The sequence below is a fragment of the Luteibacter sp. UNCMF366Tsu5.1 genome (assembly GCF_900119235.1).
Classification (GTDB): domain Bacteria; phylum Pseudomonadota; class Gammaproteobacteria; order Xanthomonadales; family Rhodanobacteraceae; genus Luteibacter; species Luteibacter flocculans.
The window spans coordinates 88,594-110,183 of sequence record NZ_FPIS01000002.1 but is presented as its reverse complement, the minus strand read 5'-3'; the positions used below and the strand labels follow the sequence as shown (position 1 = coordinate 110,183).

At 66.1% G+C, this 21,590-nt stretch carries 20 protein-coding genes; 11 read left to right on the top strand and 9 right to left on the bottom strand.

Annotated features, from left to right (window positions below; genetic code table 11):
• Window positions 1–17 precede the first annotated feature (17 nt).
• Window positions 18–1,670, bottom strand: a complete 1,653-nt coding sequence (locus BT115_RS09695) for a glycoside hydrolase family 17 protein (protein WP_072322421.1) — start codon at window positions 1,668–1,670, stop codon at window positions 18–20.
• Between the two features lie 146 nt (window positions 1,671–1,816).
• On the opposite strand from BT115_RS09695, the gene BT115_RS09690 reads away from it, so the two are divergent.
• The 3 genes from BT115_RS09690 to BT115_RS09680 all read left to right on the top strand — a co-directional run bounded on the left by BT115_RS09690 (window position 1,817) and on the right by BT115_RS09680 (window position 6,167).
• A complete protein-coding gene (locus BT115_RS09690; RefSeq protein ID WP_072322420.1) occupies window positions 1,817–3,919 on the top strand; it encodes a transglycosylase SLT domain-containing protein in 2,103 nt (700 codons plus the stop codon).
• A 61-nt stretch (window positions 3,920–3,980) separates the two neighbouring features.
• Window positions 3,981–4,919, top strand: a complete 939-nt coding sequence (locus tag BT115_RS09685; RefSeq protein ID WP_072322419.1) for a complex I NDUFA9 subunit family protein — start codon at window positions 3,981–3,983, stop codon at window positions 4,917–4,919.
• Window positions 4,920–4,925: 6 nt separating this feature from the next.
• The gene (locus BT115_RS09680; RefSeq protein ID WP_072322418.1) at window positions 4,926–6,167 is read left to right on the top strand and encodes a multifunctional CCA addition/repair protein; all 1,242 of its coding nucleotides are present in this window, start codon (window positions 4,926–4,928) and stop codon (window positions 6,165–6,167) included.
• 42 nt (window positions 6,168–6,209) lie between these two features.
• Here BT115_RS09680 and BT115_RS09675 read toward each other — a convergent pair whose 3' ends face one another.
• Window positions 6,210–7,403: a class I SAM-dependent methyltransferase gene (locus BT115_RS09675; RefSeq protein ID WP_072322417.1), complete on the bottom strand. Its 1,194-nt coding sequence runs from the start codon at window positions 7,401–7,403 to the stop codon at window positions 6,210–6,212.
• Window positions 7,404–7,514: 111 nt separating this feature from the next.
• Window positions 7,515–9,620, bottom strand: coding sequence for a TonB-dependent receptor (locus BT115_RS09670; RefSeq protein WP_072322416.1), 2,106 nt, complete (start codon window positions 9,618–9,620; stop codon window positions 7,515–7,517).
• A 165-nt stretch (window positions 9,621–9,785) separates the two neighbouring features.
• Between BT115_RS09670 and BT115_RS09665 the strand changes: the two genes are divergently transcribed.
• Window positions 9,786–10,469, top strand: a complete 684-nt coding sequence (locus BT115_RS09665; RefSeq protein ID WP_072322415.1) for a hypothetical protein — start codon at window positions 9,786–9,788, stop codon at window positions 10,467–10,469.
• A 118-nt stretch (window positions 10,470–10,587) separates the two neighbouring features.
• Window positions 10,588–11,325 (top strand): pteridine reductase, encoded by a 738-nt coding sequence (locus BT115_RS09660; protein WP_072322414.1) that lies wholly within the window; start codon window positions 10,588–10,590, stop codon window positions 11,323–11,325.
• A gap of 41 nt (window positions 11,326–11,366) precedes the next feature.
• Here BT115_RS09660 and BT115_RS09655 read toward each other — a convergent pair whose 3' ends face one another.
• The 5 genes from BT115_RS09655 to tsaD all read right to left on the bottom strand — a co-directional run bounded on the left by BT115_RS09655 (window position 11,367) and on the right by tsaD (window position 15,780).
• Complete coding sequence (locus BT115_RS09655; protein WP_072322413.1) at window positions 11,367–12,221, bottom strand: DUF6159 family protein; 855 nt, start codon at window positions 12,219–12,221, stop codon at window positions 11,367–11,369.
• Window positions 12,222–12,290: 69 nt separating this feature from the next.
• Window positions 12,291–12,815 (bottom strand): 2-amino-4-hydroxy-6-hydroxymethyldihydropteridine diphosphokinase, encoded by a 525-nt coding sequence (gene folK, locus BT115_RS09650; RefSeq protein WP_072322412.1) that lies wholly within the window; start codon window positions 12,813–12,815, stop codon window positions 12,291–12,293.
• A 1-nt stretch (window position 12,816) separates the two neighbouring features.
• Complete coding sequence (locus BT115_RS09645) at window positions 12,817–14,085, bottom strand: mechanosensitive ion channel family protein (RefSeq protein ID WP_083527401.1); 1,269 nt, start codon at window positions 14,083–14,085, stop codon at window positions 12,817–12,819.
• A complete protein-coding gene (gene folB, locus BT115_RS09640) occupies window positions 14,082–14,441 on the bottom strand; it encodes a dihydroneopterin aldolase (protein ID WP_072322411.1) in 360 nt (119 codons plus the stop codon). The genes BT115_RS09645 and folB overlap by 4 nt, the downstream gene beginning before the upstream one ends.
• Before the next feature lie 295 nt (window positions 14,442–14,736).
• Window positions 14,737–15,780 (bottom strand): tRNA (adenosine(37)-N6)-threonylcarbamoyltransferase complex transferase subunit TsaD, encoded by a 1,044-nt coding sequence (gene tsaD, locus BT115_RS09635; RefSeq protein ID WP_072323142.1) that lies wholly within the window; start codon window positions 15,778–15,780, stop codon window positions 14,737–14,739.
• Window positions 15,781–15,845: 65 nt separating this feature from the next.
• Between tsaD and rpsU the strand changes: the two genes are divergently transcribed.
• The 5 genes from rpsU (at window position 15,846) to BT115_RS09610 (ending at window position 19,572) form a co-directional block, all read left to right on the top strand.
• Complete coding sequence (gene rpsU, locus BT115_RS09630) at window positions 15,846–16,061, top strand: 30S ribosomal protein S21 (RefSeq protein WP_029213735.1); 216 nt, start codon at window positions 15,846–15,848, stop codon at window positions 16,059–16,061.
• Window positions 16,062–16,194: 133 nt separating this feature from the next.
• Window positions 16,195–16,638, top strand: coding sequence for a GatB/YqeY domain-containing protein (locus tag BT115_RS09625; RefSeq protein ID WP_072322410.1), 444 nt, complete (start codon window positions 16,195–16,197; stop codon window positions 16,636–16,638).
• 260 nt (window positions 16,639–16,898) lie between these two features.
• Window positions 16,899–17,072 carry a DUF1328 domain-containing protein gene (locus tag BT115_RS09620; RefSeq protein WP_072322409.1) on the top strand — a complete coding sequence of 58 codons (174 nt, stop codon included), beginning with the start codon at window positions 16,899–16,901 and terminating at the stop codon, window positions 17,070–17,072.
• Between the two features lie 51 nt (window positions 17,073–17,123).
• Window positions 17,124–18,866 carry a DNA primase gene (gene dnaG, locus BT115_RS09615; protein ID WP_072322408.1) on the top strand — a complete coding sequence of 581 codons (1,743 nt, stop codon included), beginning with the start codon at window positions 17,124–17,126 and terminating at the stop codon, window positions 18,864–18,866.
• 91 nt (window positions 18,867–18,957) lie between these two features.
• The gene (locus BT115_RS09610; RefSeq protein WP_072322407.1) at window positions 18,958–19,572 is read left to right on the top strand and encodes a DedA family protein; all 615 of its coding nucleotides are present in this window, start codon (window positions 18,958–18,960) and stop codon (window positions 19,570–19,572) included.
• Window positions 19,573–19,605: 33 nt separating this feature from the next.
• Here BT115_RS09610 and BT115_RS09605 read toward each other — a convergent pair whose 3' ends face one another.
• Window positions 19,606–20,478 carry a LysR substrate-binding domain-containing protein gene (locus BT115_RS09605; RefSeq protein ID WP_072322406.1) on the bottom strand — a complete coding sequence of 291 codons (873 nt, stop codon included), beginning with the start codon at window positions 20,476–20,478 and terminating at the stop codon, window positions 19,606–19,608.
• Window positions 20,479–20,583: 105 nt separating this feature from the next.
• On the opposite strand from BT115_RS09605, the gene BT115_RS09600 reads away from it, so the two are divergent.
• Window positions 20,584–21,582: a 2-dehydro-3-deoxygalactonokinase gene (locus BT115_RS09600; protein WP_072322405.1), complete on the top strand. Its 999-nt coding sequence runs from the start codon at window positions 20,584–20,586 to the stop codon at window positions 21,580–21,582.
• The last annotated feature ends 8 nt before the right edge of the window (window positions 21,583–21,590 follow it).

Below are 21,590 nucleotides of genomic sequence, written 5' to 3'. Positions count from 1 at the left end.
CTGGCGGTGCCTTCACATCACGCTGGCCTTGCGTCCCTTGGACGCCTTGCGGCACGGGCCCACGCCGCCAGCACGGGGAACGCCAGCGCGAGGTTCAACAGCAGCCAGCCCCAGGCGACCACGTTGGCGCCAAGCTCCTGCACGACCACCGCGATGCCCAGCAGCACGAGCCAGATCGCCAGAAAGCGTTCCTCCACCAGCGGCATCAGCGCGTCTTCCCGCGTGCGCAACAGTGCGAGCGTGAGGAACCCGATGCACGGCATGGCGAACAGGCCGATGGGGAAATCGCGGTAACGCCCGTTGAAGGCCATCAGAATCCCGTAGAGCGTCAGGACGAACATCCAGACGAAGCGCTGCGGTGTGAAGGCATCGGTCCACACCATACCCCACATGCGCCGCTCGGCGGGGCGTGGCGCGACCTCGGCGGGATTCACCGGCGCCGCGAGACGCGCGGCGATGGCGCGCGCCAGCCAGAGCGCCGTGAACGCACCGGCCACACCGGCCGCGATACCGACGGTCCATTCAAGCGGGTTGCGGCAAGCGAACCACAACAGGCGCGCATGCGCAGCGAGCGCAGTACCCGTCGCGAAGCCCGACAACGCAAGCGCCGCCCACCCCGGCACGCCGTGCCAGCGCCGGCGGAAGGCCCCCGCGAGGACGAACAGCACGGCCACGATACCGCCTGCGGCGAGCCCCCAAGACCAGCGCGATTCTTCGACGACCGGTCCGGTCATGGCGAACTTCGGCTCACCTTTCGCATCGAAGATGCCCCAGAAGCCGCCTACGGTGCCTTCGAGATCGCGCTTCCATGGCTGATCGAACGCCTCGATCACGTTGTACGGCATGTCCACCGTGGCGGCGTAGTTGAGGAACTCGCGCAGGTAGCGCGCCTCGTTGACGAGACTGGCGCTCGCATCGCGCCGCGTGCGTCCCTGGCTGGGCCAACCGGTCTCACCGATCATCACCTGCTTACCCGGAAATTCCGCCTTCATCCGCTGATAGACGTCCGCCACGTGGCGCACCGCCTTCTCCGGTGCGACCGGCTCGTCTTCCCAGTACGGCAGGATGTGGATAGTGATGTAGTCGGTAACGTTCGCCAGTGCGGGGTGCTCCTTCCAGAACTCCCAGACATCCGCGTAGGTCACGGGGACATCGGTGGCCTCGTTCACGCGCGCGATGTAGCTGGCCAGCGCCTTCTCGGACAACTCGTTGCGCAACAGCACCTCGTTGCCGACCACGATGCCGCGCAAGCTATTGTGATCGCGTTTCGCTGCAGCGATGCCGAGTGCGATCTCGCGCTCATTGGCCACCGGATCACGGCCCAGCCAGATGCCCATCAACACCTTCATGCCATAACGCCCCGCGATGTCAGGCACCGCGCCCAGGCCCTGACCCATCGAGTAGGTGCGCACGCAATCGAAGCGCGTGGACAACGCCTTGAGGTCTTCCTCAATACGCTGCGGCGAAATGAACGCCTTAGGATCGAACGGCGTCTCGCCTTTCAAACGGTAAGGCGCATAGGACACGCAGGCGATCTTCGCCGTTGGGGAATCCGGGAGCGTCACCGGACGGCCAAGAAGCCACCAGTAGGCCGCGCCGAACACGGCCGCAGCCATGAGGACAATCCATGCGAGCGGCCGGGCGAACCGCGCGTAGCGAAAAAGAGACATGACGTTCCAGGTCGAAAACGGGTGTAAGCGGTGCAAGCTTAGCGGGCCGCGCGCATCAGGGCGATTCCCGCCGTTCAGGGTGTTCATCCAGTCTGCGCGCGTCGTTCCCTTACAATCCAGCCGGACGTACCCGTGAAGGAATCCCGATGATCGCTCCACCGGCATCGCGACGCGCCGCCCGCTCACTCCGTGTCATGGGCAGCCTCGCCCTCGCCGCCTGCGGCCTCCTCGCGGCCGCGTCCGCATCGGCGGATACGACGGAGACCCAGCGCGCCCGCTTCCGCCAGGCCTACGCGGTCGCGCAGCAGGGCGGCGACGCATGGCGCGCTCAGGCGGTCGGTCTCGAAAGCTACGTGCTCTTTCCGTACCTGGAGGCCGCGGCGCTCGAACACGATCTGCGCACGCTCGACCGTGCCCACGTGGACGCGTATCTCGCGCGCTACCCGGGACTCATTCCCGCCGGCGACCTGCGCCGGGATTTTCTCGGGGAACTGGCGCGGCGCAAGGATTGGGCCACCTTCAGCGCGATGTACCAGCCGGGTCTCGGTGACGCGCTGAGCTGTTTCGCACTGCAGGCGAAGCTTTCGCGCAACGAGCCACTGGTCTTCGAGACCGATCTTGCCGACCTCTGGAAAAAGGCGAGCCTGCCCAATGCCTGCGATCCCGTGATCGCGGCGGCACACGATCAGGGCCTGCTCACGACGGATCGCCTGTGGTCACGCATCCAGGTCGCCGCCGATGCCGGCAAGGGCGGCACGGTCGCCTCGCTCGCACCGTGGCTTCCGCCCGAAGACGCCGAAGCGGCGAAGCGCATCGGCCAGGCATTGAACGATCCCGCGTCCGCGCTGCGCGACGCCGGTACGTGGCCCGATACGCCGCGCCATCGCCAGGCGGTGACGCTCGCTTTGCAACGCATGGCGCGCAAGCAGTCCACCCTTGCCGATAGCGCCTGGAGCACGCTCGCGCCACGGTTCAAGCTCAGCGAGCAGCAAAAAGACGCGATCGAGAACACGTTGGCGCTGTTCCACGCCACGGATTTCGACGAGTCGGCGCTCGACCGCCTGGCATCGCTGGCACCCGGCGCGCAGAGCGATGCCACGCGCGAATGGCGCGTGCGCGTGGCCCTGGCACGACAGGACTGGAACGCCGCGCTGGCCGCGCTCGATGCGCTGGGCGAGTCGCAGAAGGACGACGGCGAGTGGCGTTATTTCCGGGCGTTCGTGCTGGAGAAGCTGGGTCGCCAGGGCGATGCGAAGGCGCTCTACCGTTCGGTCGCCCAGGAGGCGACGTACTTCGGTTTCCTCGCCGCCGATCGCAGCGATGCGTCCTACGCGATCTGCCCCGCCCGCATGGCGACTGACGAGACGCGCGAGGCGGCGCTGCTCTCCGACCCCGGCCTCAACCGGGCCTTCGAGCTGTATGCCGTGGGCTTGCAGAAGTTCGCGCGACGCGAGTGGACTGCGGCACTGGCCGGACGCGATGCGGACACCCAGCGCCTCGCGGCCGACCTCGCCTTCCGCAACGGCTGGTACGACCGCGCGGTATTCGGCCTGTCCTCCGGCGATGCGCTGCGTCTCTACGAACAGCGCTTCCCGCTGGCTCGCCAGGATGGCGTGGTCGAGCAGGCGAACCAGGCCGGCATCGAGGCGCCGTGGGCCTACGCCATCATCCGCGCGGAAAGCGCGTGGATGAGCGATGCGCGCTCCGGCGCCGACGCGCGCGGCCTCATGCAGCTCCTGCCGGGCACAGCCGCGCTGGTGGCGAAGCGCAACGGTCTCGCCTGGGCCGGCGGCGACAGCCTTTACGAACCCACGACCAACATCGAACTCGGCACGCGCTATCTCGCGCAGATGGCCGCGCGCTACAACGGCGCGCCCTGGCTTGCCAGCGCCGCCTACAACGCCGGCCCGAACAAGGTGGATCAATGGGTGGAAGCACGCGGGGCACTCGATCCCGACGTGTTCGTCGCCACCATTCCGTACAAGGAAACCCGCGAATACGTCGCTCGCGTGATGGCTTTCGCGGTTATCTACGACTGGCGTCTCAATGGCAATGCCTTACCGATCGCCACCCGGATGACGCGCATCGGCAGCACCTACGCGTTGCCCGGCCCGGGCGCTGTTCGCAAGCCGGTGTCGTGCCCAGCACCGGCCGCGGCCAAGCCGACGCCACCGACGGCTCCCGCTGTCATGGAGTCACCACCCGCCGCCGCATCGTCGGCGCCGACACCGCAGGAACCGCAGCGGTGAACGGCTTGGCGAGGGTCGCCATGATGCCTACGCTGGCGACCTCGCCTGAGGAGAACCACCCATGACACCCCAACGCATCGTCGTGCTCGGCGGCACGGGATTCCTCGGTAGTGCGCTCGTGCCGCGGCTGGCTGCGGACGGCCATCAGCTCGTCATGCTCTCACGCAACCGCGAAGCGCATCGGCAACGCGCCGTCGGCCGCAACATCACCCTCGTCAACGCGGACGTGCATGACGTGCCGACCCTGCGGCGGCATATTGCCGGCGCCGACACCGTCATCCACCTCGTAGGCATCCTCAACGAAAGCGGCAAGAACACGTTCGAACGCGTGCACGTGGGGTTGGTCAGGGCCGTCGTGGAGGCATGCAGGGACACCGGCGTAGACCGCCTGCATCTCATGAGTTCGCTCAACGCAGGCAAGGGCGAGTCCGGCTACCTGCGTTCGCGCGGCGAAGCCGAAGCCCTGGTGAAGGCCTCGACGTTGGACTGGACGATCTACGAGGCCAGTACGATCTTCGGCCCCGGCGATGGTCTGGTCAGCCGCTTCGACGCGCTGCTGCGCGTGGCTCCCGTCATGCCTCTGCCACGCCCCCACGCGAAGATGGCACCGGTCTACGTGGGCGACGTAGCGGAAGCCATCGCGCGCGCCGTCGTGGACCGCCGCACGATGCTACAGACCTACCAGCTCTACGGCCCCGAGACGTTGTCGCTCATCGAGATCGTGCGCGCCATCCGCGATGCGCGTTGCCGTCATCGACTCGTGTTGCCGATGCCCGACGCACTCGGTCGCCTCCAGGCAGCGTTCGCGCAATTCGTGCCCGGCAAGCCCTTCACGCCGGACAACTTCCGCTCGCTGCTGATCGATTCGGTCGGCCAACAGGACGGGCTCGCGCAACTCGGCATCGTGCCGCAGCGCTTTTCCGACTGGCTGCCCCGCCTGCTCGCCGCACCGGCGCGCCATCGCCGGCTCGATGCGGCGCGCGAACGTCGGCGGCCCTGAGGACGCATGGACATCTACCTCGTTGGCGGCGCCGTCCGCGACAAATTGCTGGGCCGGCCCGTCGTGGACCGCGACTGGGTCGTCGTCGGCGCCACGCCGGAGGCGATGCTAGAGGCCGGTTACAAGGCGGTAGGCAAGGACTTCCCCGTATTCCTCCACGGCGAGACAAAGGAGGAGTACGCCCTCGCCCGCACAGAACGCAAGACGGGACGCGGGTATCACGGCTTCGCTTTCCATACCGATCCCACGGTCACCGTGGAGCAGGATCTCGAACGTCGCGACCTCACCATCAACGCCATCGCCGAGCGCGACGACGGGACGCTCGTCGATCCGTTCGGCGGCGTGCGCGACATCGAAACCCGAACGCTGCGGCATGTCTCCCCCGCTTTCGCCGAAGACCCCGTGCGTCTGCTGCGCGTCGCGCGTTTCGCGGCGCGCTATGCGCCGCTCGGCTTTACGGTCGCCGACGAAACCATGGCCCTGATGCGGCACATGGTGCAGGACGGCGAAGCGGATCACCTCGTGCCGGAGCGCGTGTGGGCGGAAACGCGCAAAGCGCTGTCCGAGCCGATGCCGTCCATCTTCGTTCGCGTGCTGCGCGAATGCGGCGCGCTGCGCGTGCTGTTTCCCGAAGTGGATGCGCTCTACGGGGTACCGCAGCGCCCGGAGTTTCATCCCGAGATCGACACGGGCATTCACCTCGAACTGGTGCTGGATGCCGCGGCGAAGCTCGCGCCGGGCGATGCGTTGGTGGGCTGGTGTGCGCTCACGCACGACCTGGGCAAGGCATTGACCCCCGCCGATGTCCTGCCGCGGCACATCATGCATGAGCAACGCGGCATCGCGCCGGTGCGCGAGCTTTCCGCGCGACTGAAGGTGCCGACCGAGTACGCGTTCATGGCGGAGATGGTCTGCAAGCACCATCTCAACGCGCACATGGCGCTCGAACTCAAGCCCGCCACCGTCCTGCGTCTGCTCGACGCAATCGGCGCGCTGCGTCGCCCCGAGCGACTGGAAACCTTTCTACTCGCGTGCATGGCCGACAAGCGCGGCCGGCTCGGCAGCGAGACGGCGCCGTATCCTCAGGCCGATTATCTGCGTGCGTGTCGCGATGCCGCTGCCGCCGTGACGTCGCAGCCGTTCGTTGCGCAGGGGTTGCAAGGGCCTGCCATCGGCGAGGCTATGAAGAAGGCGCAGGTGCAGGCCATTGCGTCGCTCGCACGCACCGTGCCGGAGAGCCCGCCGTAGCGCGTCTGCCGCTGGGCGGCGCCTAATGCACCGCCGCCGTTGTTACAGCCGCGAACCCTGATCGGCCGCCATGACCTCGGCCGGCAGCGCGGTCGCCTCGATGCCACGGGCAAACAACATCACCTGAAAACGCTCTCCCATCTGGTCGGGGAGCGTCAGCTTCTTCACTTCCTGCGCCAGGCGATAGCGTGCCGCCTCGTCGGTAAGCGCGAGATAGTCGTTCTCGAAGAATTCCTGCATGCCCGCGGCCAGCAGGAACTGCGCCTGCGGCATGTACGCCGCGACGCCAAAGCCGGCACTGTTGCCGGCCTCGGCCAAGGCCGTGAAGTCCACCGATGCCGTGAGATCCTGCAGGCCAGGAAGATAGAAGGCATCCGCGTGCGTGCGGTGCCGGTAGAACGCGCGCAGCGTGCCGTCGTTGCGTTCGGGCAGATAGAACTCGCCGCGCGTGTAACCGTAGTCGGCGAAGATCATCGTGCCGCGACGCAGGCTTCCTGCTACGGCCTGCACCCAATAGGGCAATTGCGGAAGGATCTCGCTGCGGTAGCCGGCCTCGAATTCGCGTCCGAGATCACGCTCCACATGGCGCACGGCGCCGCCGACCAACACATCGGCCGGACGATCGACACGGACGAAGCGCCCATCGCCATCCAATACCACGTGCTCCTCGTACACTTCGCCATCGCGCGTGGTGAAGCGTGTCGTCGGCAGAGCATCGATGACTTCGTTGGCGAACAGCACGCCTTCCCAGTCGGTTTCCGGAGGGCCGTCCAGCCAGACGACACGCTCGAACAGTTCGGGGGGTAGCGCCGCGTGCAGGCGTTCGCGCTGCCGCTCGCGGAGATCCGCGCTGGGCTCCAGGATCATGAACCGGCGCGGCAAGCGCTGCGCGGCGTCCATCGCCATGAGCGCCGCCTCGGCAAAAGCGCCGCTCCCGCCGCCAATTTCGAGGAAATCCGCCTCGGCACCAAGTGACGCCAGTACTGGTTCGCTGGCGCGAACGATGCAGCGGGCGAACAACGTGCCCAGTTCCGGCGCCGTAATGAAATCGCCCTCGGCGCCGAACTTCGCCTTGCCCGCGCTGTAGTAGCCGAGGCCGGGCGTGTAGAGGCAGCGCTCCATGAAGCGCGAGAAAGGCATCGGACCGTGCGAGGCGATTTCCTCACGCAGCAGCGCGGCGAGGTGATCGGAGTGGGTGCGCTCGTCGGCGCCGGGTTCGGGAAGCTGTGCGTTCATGCCGTACACGTTCGGGGGCGAACGCGCAGGATAACGGATGGCCGTCCCCCGGGGGGCGCAGGGTTCCCGCATCCAGCGGGCGGCCGCCCCAGGCAGCCGCCCTCCGTCGCGTCAGAAGTCCTGCTGGAGCGAAAGGAACACGCCACGCCGCGGACCGAACTGCGGTGCACCCACGCCGATGCCCGATCCGTCGCGAAGCTCGTAGGTGCGATCCAGGGCGTTCACCAGCGCCAATTGCGCGTGGGTGGCACCCGCGGAGGTCAGGTGGAAGTCGCGCGACACGCTCAGGTTGAGTTGGAAGTACGCGGGCATGGTGTCGCCGTTCGGCACGATGCCGTCGCGACGCAGGCCCGAGCCGAACAGGTAATCGGCGCCGATACGCGTGGAATCGGCAAACGCGTAGCTGATCCCGCCCGACGAGGTGTACTTCTGGTCGTGATCCAGGTGGATGAAATGATCCTGGATGTACGCGAGGTCGTCGGGATTGAAGTTGTACTGACCCGTGATGATGCGCTTGCCGACGGAACGGTTGTAGGCGAAGTTGAAATACGCGGTCAACGCGCCGCCGTCGTAGTTCACCGTGAGCTCGTCGCCCTTCACCTTGCCCTGGTCGTAGTTGAACGTCGAGTAGACCAGCGCGGCACCGAACTGACCTTCGTCCTGAATGCGCGAGACGTGACGCGAGTAGCTGTCGAGGCCGACGGTCCACGCATCGCCGAATTTCTGCGAGATGCCCACGTCGTAGTAGCTCGACCGTTCCGCCAGCGGGGTGTCGTTACCGGCACCCGGCAACGCATTGGTCGTGCCGGCGAACTTCGCGATCGACGTCGGCGAGATCATTTCCGTGGCCGGCGGCGTGAAGTAGCGGGAGAAGCCGGCGTGGATCGTGGTGCTGTCGGTCGGCTGGTACACCAGGCCGACGCGCGGGCTGAGCTGGCTTTCGGGACGGAAGGCGTCATAGCGATCGGCGCGCACGCCGTAGTTCACCGTCCACTTCTCGCCAATGCTCCACTCGTCCTGCAGGTACAGGGCATAGGTGCGCGCGATGATCCGGCTGGCATCGACGACGTTGATCGGCGTGGTCGAGGTCTGATTGCCATCGGCATCGGCGGGGAACACGAGAGCGTTGTTGTTCGCGCTGGCGCGTTCGAAGGCGCCATAGATGCCGTAGCGAAGCGTGTGGTTGTCGCCCAGCGGCGTCGAGAAGTCGGCTTGCAGCGTGCTCGCGCGGTTCGTGCGCTGCACGTCGGAAGCCACGCCGTTGAACATGAGGTCGCCGATGTCATCCGGGGTGAACGCCAGGCTGCTGTAGCGCTGCCCCGCCGATACCTGATACGCGGTCTCGCCGAGCTTGCCCTGCAGGCTGAGCACGCCGAAGCGGGTCTTTTCCTGCTGGCGCTCGTTGAGCTGGGCGGAGTCGAAGTTGGTCACGTCGAGATAACCGAACGACGGCGTCTGGTTCGGGTTGTTGGGAATCTCGAACCGGTTGTTGGTCGCGCCGAACATGAAGCTGAGGCGCGTGTCGTTGTTGATGAGGTAGGAGATATCACCGAACGCCTTCACCTGGTTGGTGTGGTCGTGGATCGGCTTGCGGCTGGACGTGGGGTTCTCGATGCCCACGTCGTTCTCGAGATAGTTGGCGGTGAAGAAACCGCTCCAGTTGCCGCTGCGCCCGAACAGGGTGGCATTCGGATTGAACGTGCCGAACTGGCCGCCGGTAACGCCGACGCTTCCGCCGACGCCGTCCTGGGTAGCGTTCCGCGTGGTGATGTCGACGACCGCCGCCGTGCGCTCGCCGTACTGCGCGGGCAGCGCGCCGGTGAGCAGCTTCACGTTCTGAATCATCCGCGCGTCGAGCGTCTGGCCGAACCCGCCGATGCTCTCCGGAATGAGCACGCCGTTGATGCGGTACTGGAGGTTGGCGTGATCGCCGCGCACGTGGAGTTGGCCATAGGAATCCTGCACCACACCCGGCGCCTGCAAGACCACCTGGTTGAGCGGCGTCGAATCGCCCAACGGCAGCGCCTGGATCGTCTGCCGGTCCATGACGTACTGACTGCTGCCGGTATCGGGCGACAGGCTGTTACGCGCTTCGTCGAGACGCGCGGTGACGTCCACCTCACCGAGGTTCGTGGCCTTTTGCGGCGGGGCGTCGTCGGCCATGACGGGGGCGGACAGGGCGAGGGCGATGCAGAACGCGAGGCGGAGACGGGGCATGAGGGCCTTCTTCTAAGAGAATGTTATAACGTAACTATATGCGGACGTGCCAACGGGGAATTCGGCGACGCGACTATGCGGGTGCAACCTTTCTGCCGACTTTCGCTTCATGGGCGACTCACGTGGCCGCCGCCACCATGTCAGGCCAGTCACCCGGAGCAAACGATGGCGAAGCGCGACGCATCCCAGACCTCGACGTCCAAGGAAATCGTTCCGGTCGTCGTCGGACGCGACGAGAGCCCCGTCACCCGGGCCATCCTCGACTTCGTGAGCCAGATCCCGGCAAGCGACGTACCGCGCGCCAGCGTGGGCAGTGCGGAAGAAGCGTGCCACCGCCTGACCAAGGCCGCCGCCAACAAGGCGGCGCTCACGGCGGGTTCGCTCGCCTTGCCGCCGGGGCCGCTCGGCTGGCTGACCGTGCTGCCTGAGCTGGTCGCCATCTGGCGCATCCAGGGGCAGCTCGTCAGCGACATTGCCGCGGCCTATGGCAAGACGGCCACGCTGGGCCGCGAGCAGATGTTGTGGTGCCTGTTCCGTCACACGGCCGCGCAGGCCTTTCGCGACGTTGCCATTCGCGTCGGCGACCGCTTGGTGTTCCGCACCGCGGCCACCGGCGTGTTGCAGAAGCTGGCCGGTCGCATCGGCATGAGCGTGTCCAAGCGCGCGGTCGGCAAGGGCATCTCGCGCTGGCTGCCGGTCGTGGGCGCGCTCGGCGTGGGCGCCTACGCCTATTACGACACGAATCAGGTCGCCAAGACCGCCATGGACCTCTTCAGTGGCGAGGTGCACGTCGAGGACGGCGATCTGGTCGTCACCGACGAAACGCTCTCGCGGCACGTGGACGCGTAAGCGCACAGCCATTCCGCGCAAGGCCGACCACGTCGCACCGCGATGGCGCGGGTTCTCGACCGAGGTGACGACGAGCGTCCGTTGCGGCAAGCTCCGTGGGCGCTGAATTGGAGTTGCGATGAACAAGCCCCCCGTCGTCCTGGTCACCGGAGGCGCGCGCCGCGTTGGCGCTGCCATCGTGCGCCGCCTGCATGCCGCCGGATGCGATGTCGCCATCCACTACCGCGACTCCGCGGACGAGGCCACGGCCCTGGCGCGCACGCTCAACGAAGCACGCGCAGACAGCGCCATGACCTGTTCCGGTTCGCTTTCGGACGATGCGACACCGGCGCAGCTCATCGACACCGTGCTCGATCGGTACGGACGTCTCGACGGCCTGGTCAACAACGCGTCGGCCTTCTATCCCACGCCGGTCGGCCAGACCTCGCCCGCGCAATGGGACGACCTGTTTGCCGCCAACGCGCGCGCGCCCTTCTTCCTCGCCCAGGCTGCCGCGCCCGCGCTGCGTGACGCCAGGGGGGCCATCGTCAACATCGTCGATATCTATGCGGAACGGCCGCTCGCCGGCCATCCGGTGTATTCGATGGCGAAAGCCGCGCTGGCCATGCTGACCCAGGCACTCGCGAAAGAACTGGCCCCCGAGGTCCGGGTAAATGCCGTGGCTCCCGGCGCGATCCTGTGGCCCACCTCGGGCAAGCCCGAAGAGGCCGCGGAGGCCTTGATCGCGAAAACGCCGCTCGGTCGCAAGGGCGAACCGGAAGACGTGGCAGAAGCGGTGCGCTGGTTGCTGCTGGATGCGCATTACACGACCGGGCAGGTCGTGCGCGTGGATGGCGGGCGAGCGCTCGCCATCTGATCCCCTGAAAGAAACGGGCCGCCCTGAGGCGGCCCGTGTGCTTACTTCTTCTGGCGGAACGCCGATTCGAGCAGCGCGCGATCGAAGCCCTGGCCCGGATCGCCGTCGTGCGCAAAGCGGTACAGCGCCGCCGAATACACACCGTGCATGGCCGTCTGGAACAGGCTCAGCGCCACCAGCGCGATGATGGCGACGACACCGACGGCCACCATCAAGGCTACCGAATGCGTGCTCGCCGCCGCGAAGAACAGAACGCCACTGACGAAGATCAGGCAGAAGGTGAGGATGCCACCCGCCACGCCGATGCCGGCGTTGCCGATGAGGTTCTCGCCCCAGGTGTCCTTGAGCAGCGACGCGCTGCGCTTCACCGCATCCACCGGACCCACGTCCTGCGCGGCGAGCACCGGCACGACGAGGAAGGTCGCAACCGTCCAGCCGAAGCCGAGAAAGCCCACCACGATCCGCCCGATCAGGCCGAAACGCTCCTGCAGGGCACGGAGAATCATGCCGACGGTGGCCGAGATCAGCGCATAGCCGATGATGTTGGGCAGCTTGCTCATGGCGACACGAATGCCGTCGCCAAGGGTGGGATTTCCGCCATCGAGACGGATCATCGCCGCCGACGCGAGGGCGACGTTGAAGAAGATCACCACGCTGTACTGCACGAAATAGAACAGGAAGCTGACCAGCATGAAGATCGGCGAGACATGCTCGCGCTGGCCTTCAAACTCCGCGTGGTGGCTCGACGCCAGTGCGAAGACGGGCCACGCGAAGGTCGCGATCACCACCAGCGAGGCCAGACCTGCCAGCAGCGGAAAGAGCATCAGCTCCTTGTCCTGGCGAAGAATGTTGGCGCTGGATTTCATCAGCGCCCAACTACGTGCGAACTTACCCATTTCCTTGAACCCCCTTGTCCGATGTGGGAGGCGTTGTAGCATCTTGCGGTGACTGCCGCCACCGCGTCGTCAGGCCCCCGGCGATGAGGCGCGGCCCGCGAGTGCCAGGGTGCAGTGCTCGTCCACCACAAGGGGTTCGCTTTCCTTGGGGAATGCCTCCCAGAGCTGCGCCATCGTCCGGCCGTCGACCGGGTGGCGAAGGTCGGGAGCAATGTCTGCGAGGGGCTTGAGCACGAAGGCATGGCGCAGCTCGGCACGCGGTATTTGCAAATGACCCGCGCCGCTCAACACCAGGTCGTCGTATAGAACGATGTCGACGTCGAGCGTGCGGCTCGCGTAGCGATCGCCGCCGCGAACACGCCCATGGCGATCTTCCAGCGCATGCAGCCAGTCGTTGAGGGCTTCCGGCGCGAGGTCGCTTTCCATCGCGACGGCGAGGTTGAGAAAATCGGGCCCGTCGAAACCGACTGCGGTACTGCGATAGACCGGCGACACGTCCAGAGGACCGAAGCGCGCGCGCAGCTCCGCCACCGCCAGGCCGAGCCAGTGCTCGGCGTCGAGGTTGGAACCCAGGCTCAGATAGGCGCGGCCCACGTCAGCCCTCCGTCGCCAGCGAGGTGTGCAACGCCGCGACGCCTTCGCGTACGTCGCCACCGGAAGGCTGCTGGAACGGGCGCAGGCCGAACTCGGGAAGGATCGCGATGAGGTGATCGAAGATGTCGGCCTGGATGCGCTCGTAATCGAGCCAGACGACCGTGTTGGTGAAGCAGTAGACCTCCAGCGGAATGCCCTGCGCCCCCGGGTCGCGCATGCGCACCATGCGGGTCATCTTGTCATGCACGTCCGGGTGTGCGGCCAGGTATGCCTCGGCATAGGCGCGGAATGCGCCGATGTTGGTCTGCCGACGCCGGTTCACCGGCAGCTTGCCCGGCTCACCCAAGGCCTCGTTCCAGCGACGGATATCCTCGCGCTTGCGCTCCAGGTACGCCTTGAGCAGGTGCACCTTGCCGAAGCGTTCCAGTTCCTCCTCGTCGAGGAAGCGCACGCAGGCGGCGTCCACGAAGAGCTCGCGCTTGATCCGGCGACCGCCGGACTCGGTCATGCCGCGCCAGTTCTGGAACGACTCCCCGATGAGTTTCCACGTGGGCACGGTGACGATGGTGCGATCGAAATTGCGCACCTTGACCGTGTGCAGGGTGATGTCGATCACGTCGCCGTCGACGCCCGCCGAGGCCATCGTGATCCAGTCTCCCACGCGAAGCATGTCATTGGTACTGAGCTGGATGCCCGCGACGAAGCCGAGGATGGTGTCCTTGAACACCAGTAGCAGCACGGCGGACATCGCGCCGATACCCGAAAGCAGCAGGCCAATGCTCTGATGGGTGAGCTTGGTGACGACCAGCACCAGCGCCACGATCCACAACGCGAGTTGCAGCAACTGCACCACGCCCTTGATCGAACGCTTGCCGGCAGGCGTGGCGCTGTAGAGCGATTCGAAGGCGAGCAGCGCACGGGCCATCGCCGCGATCACACAGACGATCATCCAGCACACGGCCACGTTGCGCACGAGCGCTCCGATGCTGTCTTCCGCGACGGGCATCAACAACGCGATGCCGTAGTACACGACGATGGCAGGAAGCATGCGCGCCAGCCAGCGGAACGTGCCGTACTCATAGAGCGCATCGTCCCAGCGCCAGGCGGTATGCCGCGTCGCCACGCGCACCACACGATGCAGGAACAACCGGCCGAGCAGTCCGACGATCCAGGCGATGGCGAGCAGACCCGCCACGAGGACGAACTGCCGGAGCTCCGGCGACGCGATGGTGTCCTTGAGCAGCCCTTCGATGCGTGCCGGCTCGATCATGTCGGCCGCGTGCCTCGCTCGATCCGCACACCGACCGCACGCGCGCCGCGCACCGCGCCGGGCTTCGACAGCTTGAGGCGGACCCAGCTCACCCCGAATTCCTCGCGCACGATCTCGGCGCAACGTTCGGCCAGGGTTTCGACGAGGCCGAAGCTGGACGCTTCGACATATGCCTGCAAGCGCTTCGCGACCGACTTGTAGTTGAGAGTGTGGGCGATGTCGTCGCTCGCGGCCGGGCGTCGATTGTCGAACGCCATCTCAAGATCGAACGACAGGGTTTGCCGGATGCGGCGCTCCCAGTCGTAGATGCCGATGACCGCATCGATGCGCAGGTCCTCGATAAAGACGATATCCATGGGGGTCGTAATGCCTGGAGGAAGTGTTACAGGGTCGGCGACGAAGGCGGTGTCGCGCAAGGGATGCTCTGAACAAGTTATCGCAAGCGCCACCGAGCCTGTCTGTTCGCAGATCACAGGGGCGTCGGCGAAGGCAGACTGGCCGTCTGTTGAGCCGGCGCACCGAAGATCTGCGGACAGACAGGCTCGGCCCTCACGTATAAAAAACAAAGGGATAGGGTGACGTGGCGCTTGCGAGAACTTATTCAGAGCATCCCAAGCGGGCGATGGCGCGATCTCGCATCATCGCCCGCGATCAGACGGCCGAGGGCAGCGTTTCCAGGTTCCAGCGCGGGTGGACCTGGATCGTCTCGTCCTGATGCTGGCCGGCGGCCAGGCGGATGGCGCCGGCCAACGCGATCATGGCCCCGTTATCCGTGCAGAACGCCAAACGCGGAAAGTAGACGCGGAAGCCGTCGGCCTCGCCTGCCTGAGCCAACTGTTCCCGCAAGCGGCGATTCGCGCCCACGCCGCCGGCAATCACCAGCCGCTTCGCGCCCGTAGCGTCCAGCGCGCGGCGGCACTTGATCGCCAGCGTGTCCACGATGGCTTCCTCGAAGCCGCGAGCGATGTCGGCGCGGGTCTGTTCGCTCTTATCCGATGCCTGCCAGGCCAGCAGCACTTGGGTCTTCAAACCCGAGAAGCTGAAATCGAGGCCAGGGCGATCGACCATGGGGCGCGAGAACCGAAAACGCCCCGGCACGCCCTGCTCGGCCAGCTTCGCCAGCGCCGGGCCACCCGGATACGGCAAACCCATGAGTTTGGCGGTCTTGTCGAAGGCCTCGCCCGCCGCGTCATCCAGCGTGTCGCCGAGGATGCGGTACTGGCCGATGGCCTTCACCTCCACCAGCATGGAATGGCCGCCCGAGACCAGCAGCGCCACGAACGGGGGCTCCGGCGGGTCGTCTTCCAACAGCGGAGCCAGCAGGTGGCCTTCCATGTGATGTACGCCGATGGCCGGCACGCCGAGTGCCCAGGCCATGGCTCGCGCCGCGGAAGCCCCCACCAGCAGCGCACCCACCAGGCCCGGACCCGCGGTATAGGCCACGCCGCCCAGGTCGGCCGGGGTCAACCCGGCCGTCTTCAGCGCCTCGCGGACCAGCGGAAGCAGCTTGCGCACGTGATCGCGGCTGGCCAATTCCGGCACCACGCCGCCGTACTCGGCATGCAGGGCAATCTGGCTGAAAAGCGCATGGGAAAGCAGGCCGCGGCCCGGGTTTTCCGGGTCCCAGCGGAGCAGCGCGACGCCCGTTTCATCGCAGGACGTTTCCACGCCCAGAACAGGCTTTGAATTTCTCATCTCGATCACGTTATAATCCACGGCTCACCCGGCTTCACGGGTCAGTTTAAACAAGTGGAGTTTCCATGCCGAGCGTTAAAGTCCGCGAGAACGAGCCGTTTGAGCTTGCCCTTCGCCGCTTCAAGCGTACGTGCGAGAAGGCTGGCGTGCTGGCCGAAACGCGCAAGCGCGAATTTTACGAAAAGCCGACCCAGGAGCGTAAGCGTAAGCGCGCTGCCGCGGTGAAGCGTCACCTGCGCCGTCTGTCCCGCGACACGACGCGCCGGACCCGCATGTACTGATCCACCATCCGGCCTCTTGGCCGGCATGGTATCGCGGCTGGCGCGGTCCCGCAGCCACCGCAGTCAGGCGGAACATCCCGAGCCGGCTTTGCCGAAAGGTAAAGCCGGCTTTTCGTCGTCCCGGAGAAAAGCGATGAGTCTCAAGGCAAAGATCACCGAAGACATGAAGGCCGCCATGAAGGGCGGGGAAAAGGACCGGCTGGCCGTCATTCGCTTGGTCCAGGCTCAGATCAAGCAGCGCGAGGTAGACGAGCGCATCGAACTGGACGACACCCAGGTCCTGGCCGTGCTCGAAAAGATGCAGAAGCAGCGCCGCGACTCGATCGAGCAGTACGACAAGGCCGGCCGCACCGACCTGGCCGACATCGAACGCTACGAGATGGGCATCATCGACGGCTACCTGCCGGCGAAGCTCGACGACGCCGAACTCGACGCGATCATCGAAGCCGCCATTGCCGAGTCCGGCGCCACCAGCGCCCGCGACATGGGCAAGGTCGTCGCCCTGGTCAAGGAAAAGGCCGCCGGCCGAGCCGACATGGCCGCCGCGGCGGGCCGCATCAAGGCAAAGCTGGCCTGATCCAGGCACATCCCGCCGCCATGGGCCACTCCTGTGGGAGCCGCCATGGCGGCGAGGAAAGCCTGCCTCGCGGCAACATGGCTTGAGGGGTTTTCCTCACGGCTACACCGCTTCGTTGGCTTCTCGCCGCCATGGCGGCTCCCACAGGGACTCCCCACTGAAGGGCCCTCCGGGCGGTTTCACAAGGTCCCCACGCAGGTCAACGCATCCTCCGCTCGCGACCGGGGGTGGGTACCTCCGGCATCTGACGGATCAATTCCATGCTCAAGTACGCCATCATTTTCGGTCTGATCGCCCTGGTTACCGGCGCGCTCGGCTTCAGCCGCGTCTCCGGCGTGGCCGCCACCATCGCCAAGGTGTGCTTCGCGATCTTCCTGATCCTGTTCGTGATCGCGATCCTCGCCGTCATCGGCGTCTTCAAGCTGGCGTTCTAAACCCACGCCAGTCGCCATACGGACGCGGATGCATGGCATCCTAGGGGACTGATGCGTGGCCGTATTCCCGACAGCTTCATCGATGAACTGCTGACTCGCGTCGACATCGTCGACGTGATCGAGCGGCGCGTGCCGCTGAAGAAGGCGGGGCGGGAATGGACCGCGTGCTGCCCGTTTCATAACGAGCGGTCCCCCTCCTTCTATGTCAGCCCGCAGAAGCAGTTCTTTCACTGCTTCGGTTGCGGTGCGCATGGCAGCGCGATCAAGTTCATCATGGACTACGACCGCCTGGAATTCCCCGATGCCATCGAGGAACTGGCCCAGTCCGCGGGCCTCAAGGTGCCTTATGAAGGCACCCGCGACGATAAACCGCGCGAAGACCGCAGCGACCTCTATACCCTGCTGGACGAGGCGGCCAGCTTCTACCAGCGCGAACTGGGCAACAGCCCCGAAGCCCGTGCATACGTGGACCGCCGCGGCCTCGACGACGAGATCGTCAAGCGCTTCCGCATCGGCTGGGCACCGGCAGGCTTCGATGGCGTGTTGAAGGCACTGGGCACCACCGACCGGCGACGCCAGCTCCTGAACGAGGCGGGCATGGTCGCCAGCAACGAGCGCGGCAACCGCTACGACCGCTTTCGCGAGCGAGTGATGTTCCCCATCCTCGACCGCCGCGGCCGCGTCATCGCGTTCGGCGGGCGCGTGCTGTCGTCCGAGCAAAGCCCGAAATACCTCAACTCTCCCGAGACGCCACTGTTCCACAAAGGCCGCGAACTGTTCGCGTTGTGGCAGGTGAAGCAGGCCCACCAGCACCTCACCCGGATCATGGTGGTGGAGGGCTACATGGACGTGATCGCCCTGCATCAGGCCGGCCTGCCCATCGCCGTCGCCACGCTCGGTACCGCGACCACGCCTGAGCACGCGGAGGTATTGTTCCGCGCCGCGCCGGACGTCTATTTCTGCTTCGACGGCGACCGCGCCGGCCGCCAGGCGGCCTGGCGCGCCCTGGAATCGATCCTCCCGCGCATGCGCGATGGCCGTCAGGCTCACTTCCTGTTCCTGCCCGATGGCGAAGACCCGGACACGCTCGTTCGCAAGGAAGGCAAAGAAGGCTTCGAGCAGCGGATGAAGGCGTCCATGCCGATGTCCGAGTATTTCTTCGAGGAACTCGGCCGGGACGTGGATACCAGTCGTATCGACGGCAAGGCGCGACTCGCCGAACGGGCGCGTCCGCTCATCGCGAAGCTGCCGGATGGCGCGTTCCGCGACCTTATGGCGCAGGAGCTGCAACGCCGCACCGGCGCTCGCGCGGTACTCGACGCCGAACCCGCACCGGCCCGGCAGGCACCGACTCGCCCCGCCAACGTTCAACGCAGCCTCGTACGCAGCGCGATCACCTTGTTGCTTGCGCAGCCGTCGCTGGCAGAAGAAGTCGAGCCACCCTACGCCTTCCTTCGCCTCGAGCGTCCTGGGGTGGAACTGCTTGCGGAGTTGATCGACGTGGCGCGTGCGCGACCGGGCATCAACCCCGCCGTGCTCGTCGAGCACTTTCTCGACCGCCCCGAATACACGTCACTGCAGAAGCTGATGCAAGCCGAAGTCATCGGCGAAGCGGACATGCAGCGCACCGAGTTCCTGGACGCCCTGGCGCAGATGCAGCGCCAGGTCACCACCCAGCGGCGCGAATACCTCATCGCCAAGTCGCGTGATGGCGTGCTCGACGACACCGAGAAAGCCGAGCTGCGTGTCCTGCTGGCGGCCCGCGCCGCGCCCGCCCAGATGGACGGCGAATGATGCGGCGCACCGCGAACCTAACGCGATCCATGGGATCATCCCCTTTCCGTTTCTCCAAGGGACCGGCCGAAGCCGGATTCGTGCGCTGCTGATGGACCTGCTCAACGACCTCGTCGATTTCTTTGGAAGGAACGGCTACCTCGCCGTCTTCTTCGCCCTGATGCTTTGCGGCGCGGGCATTCCGCTTCCCGAAGACATCACGCTGGTAGCCGGCGGCATCATCACAGGCCTGGGCTATGGCGACGTCCACACGATGGTCGGCGTCGGCATGGCCGGCGTGCTGGTCGGCGATTCCACGATGTTCCTGCTGGGGCGCCACTTCGGCGGACGGATCATGAGCTGGCGACTCGTCGCGCGCCTGTTGACGCCCGAGCGCTACGCGAAGGTCCAGGAAAAGTTCGAGCGCTACGGCAACCGCATGATGTTCGTGGCCCGCTTCCTTCCGGGCATGCGCACTGCCGTGTTCATCACCGCCGGCGCGACCCACCGCGTGGGCTTCTTCCGCTTCCTGCTGTTGGACGGCCTTGCCGCTGCGATCAGCGTACCGATCTGGGTCTATCTCGGTTACTTCGGCGCGCACAACCACGAGTGGCTGGCCATGTGGATCCACCGCGGGCAGACGGGGCTGTGGCTCGCCATCGTTGCTGCCATCGCGATCGTAGGATTCATCTGGTGGCGGCGGAAGAAGGCCGAGCGCGACTGCTGAACCTGACTCGGCACGCATCAGCGCGCCTCGGTGTTACGGCACCGTACCCAGTTCGGCGAAGAGCCACTGCTTGAACAACCCCGTCTCGTCACGCGCACCGGCCTCGCGCGATACGGCGAGGTAATAGGTGTGCTGCAGCGGTACGTCCAGGCGGAACGGTTCGGCGAGTCTGCCGGCCGCCAGGTCATACGCCACGAGCAGTTCCTGGGCCAAGGCGACGCCCTGCCCTTCGATGGCCGCCTGCAACATCATCGTGCCGTCGCCGAAACCCATGTCGCGAGAGACGGAACCGGGACTTACCCCGGCGCTTTCAAGCCACTGATCCCAGCCCACAGCCGGCGCAGCGCGACGGCCCGGCCGTTCGTGCAGCAGCATCTGCGCGGCGAGATCCTCTGGTCCTTGCAGTTGCGCCGCCACGCCGGGCGAGCACACCGGGGTATAGCGACTCACGGCGAGGATCGCCTGCTCCGCACCGTCGATCGGACGATCGTCCACCGCAAGATCCCACACGCCCTCGCCGCCGTCCGTGACCACTTCCACCGCAATGTCGGGGTGCTTTGCGAAGAATCGAAACAGGCGCGGCACGAGCCACTTTGTGCCGAAGGTCGGCGGCACGGACACGCGAAGCGACGCGCTGCGCTGCCCCATGACCTGGTCGGTGGCCTGCTGCAATGCACGAAAAGCGTCGCGAATGCGCGGAAAGTAATTCTCCCCCGCTGCGGTGAGCTTCAAGCGATTGTTGCTACGCACAAACAGCGGCGTACCGAGATAGCCTTCCAATAATTTGACTTGCGCGCTCACCGCGGCGGGGGTGAGCGACAACTCTTCGGCTGCCTTGGTAAAGCTTGAATGCTGCGCTGCAAGCTCGAACACGCGCACGGCGTTGAGGGGTAACGAGCGCTTCATTGCAAGGTCATCAAGAAAAATTTGAGGAAGGCCCGAAGAATTTCTAGTTTGCCTGCCTTGGCAGGCGACGCCAAGAATCCAGGGCGTTTTACGAACGGACCTGCGATGAACATCCTCACCGTCGACACCGGCACCACCAACACGCGTGTCACCGTCTGGCAGGACGGCCACGTGATCGGCCGGGCCGCCCGTCAGGTCGGCGTGCGCGATACGGCGATCACGGGAAGTAAGGCAAAGCTCGAAGAAGGCGTACGCGAGACGATCGCGGAGGCGTTGGCCGTAGCACGCCTGGAACCGACCCAGATCGACCGCGCGCTGGCCTCGGGCATGATCACCTCGAACATGGGGCTGTGCGAGATTCCCCACGTCGTAGCCGCCGCCGGCATCGACGATCTCGCTGGCGCGATGCGAGAGAGTCTGATCGCCAACGTCTGGCACGCACCGATCTGGTTCGTGCCGGGCGTGCGCAACAACGTCGAGCACATCGGCCTGCACAACTGCGAGGCCATGGACATGATGCGCGGCGAGGAAGTGGAATCGTTCGCCCTCGTCGAACGCCTGGGCCTCGACGAGGCCACCGTCATCGTGCTTCCCGGTTCGCACTCGAAGTTCGTCAGCATCGATGCGCAGCGCCGCATCGACGGCTGCGTCACCACGCTCGCCGGCGAACTGCTGCATGTGATCTCGCACGACACCATTCTCGCCGGCTCACTGAAGGACGGTTTCGCCTCGCGCATCGATGCGGAAATGCTGCTTGCGGGCGCCGCATCGGCGAAGAAGATCGGCCTGGGTCGCGCGTGTTTCAGCGTGCGCATCCTCGATCAGTTCGCCGTCTACGACGCGAACGCACGCGCCAACTTTCTGCTTGGCGCCGTGCTCGGGTCGGACCTGCTCACCCTCAAGAATTCCAGTGCGATCCGGATGAATCCCGGCACGCGCTTCGTCGTCAGCGGCAAGCCCATCCTGCGCGAGGCCATCGGCAGGCTGGTGGAGGGCGACGACTTCTTCTCCGGCACCGTCACGGTGCTGGGCGACGACGAGCAACGCGATCTCGCGGGGTACGGCGCCATCGCCGTCGCCCGCCGCCGCGGGCTGGTCGACTAACCCCTGCA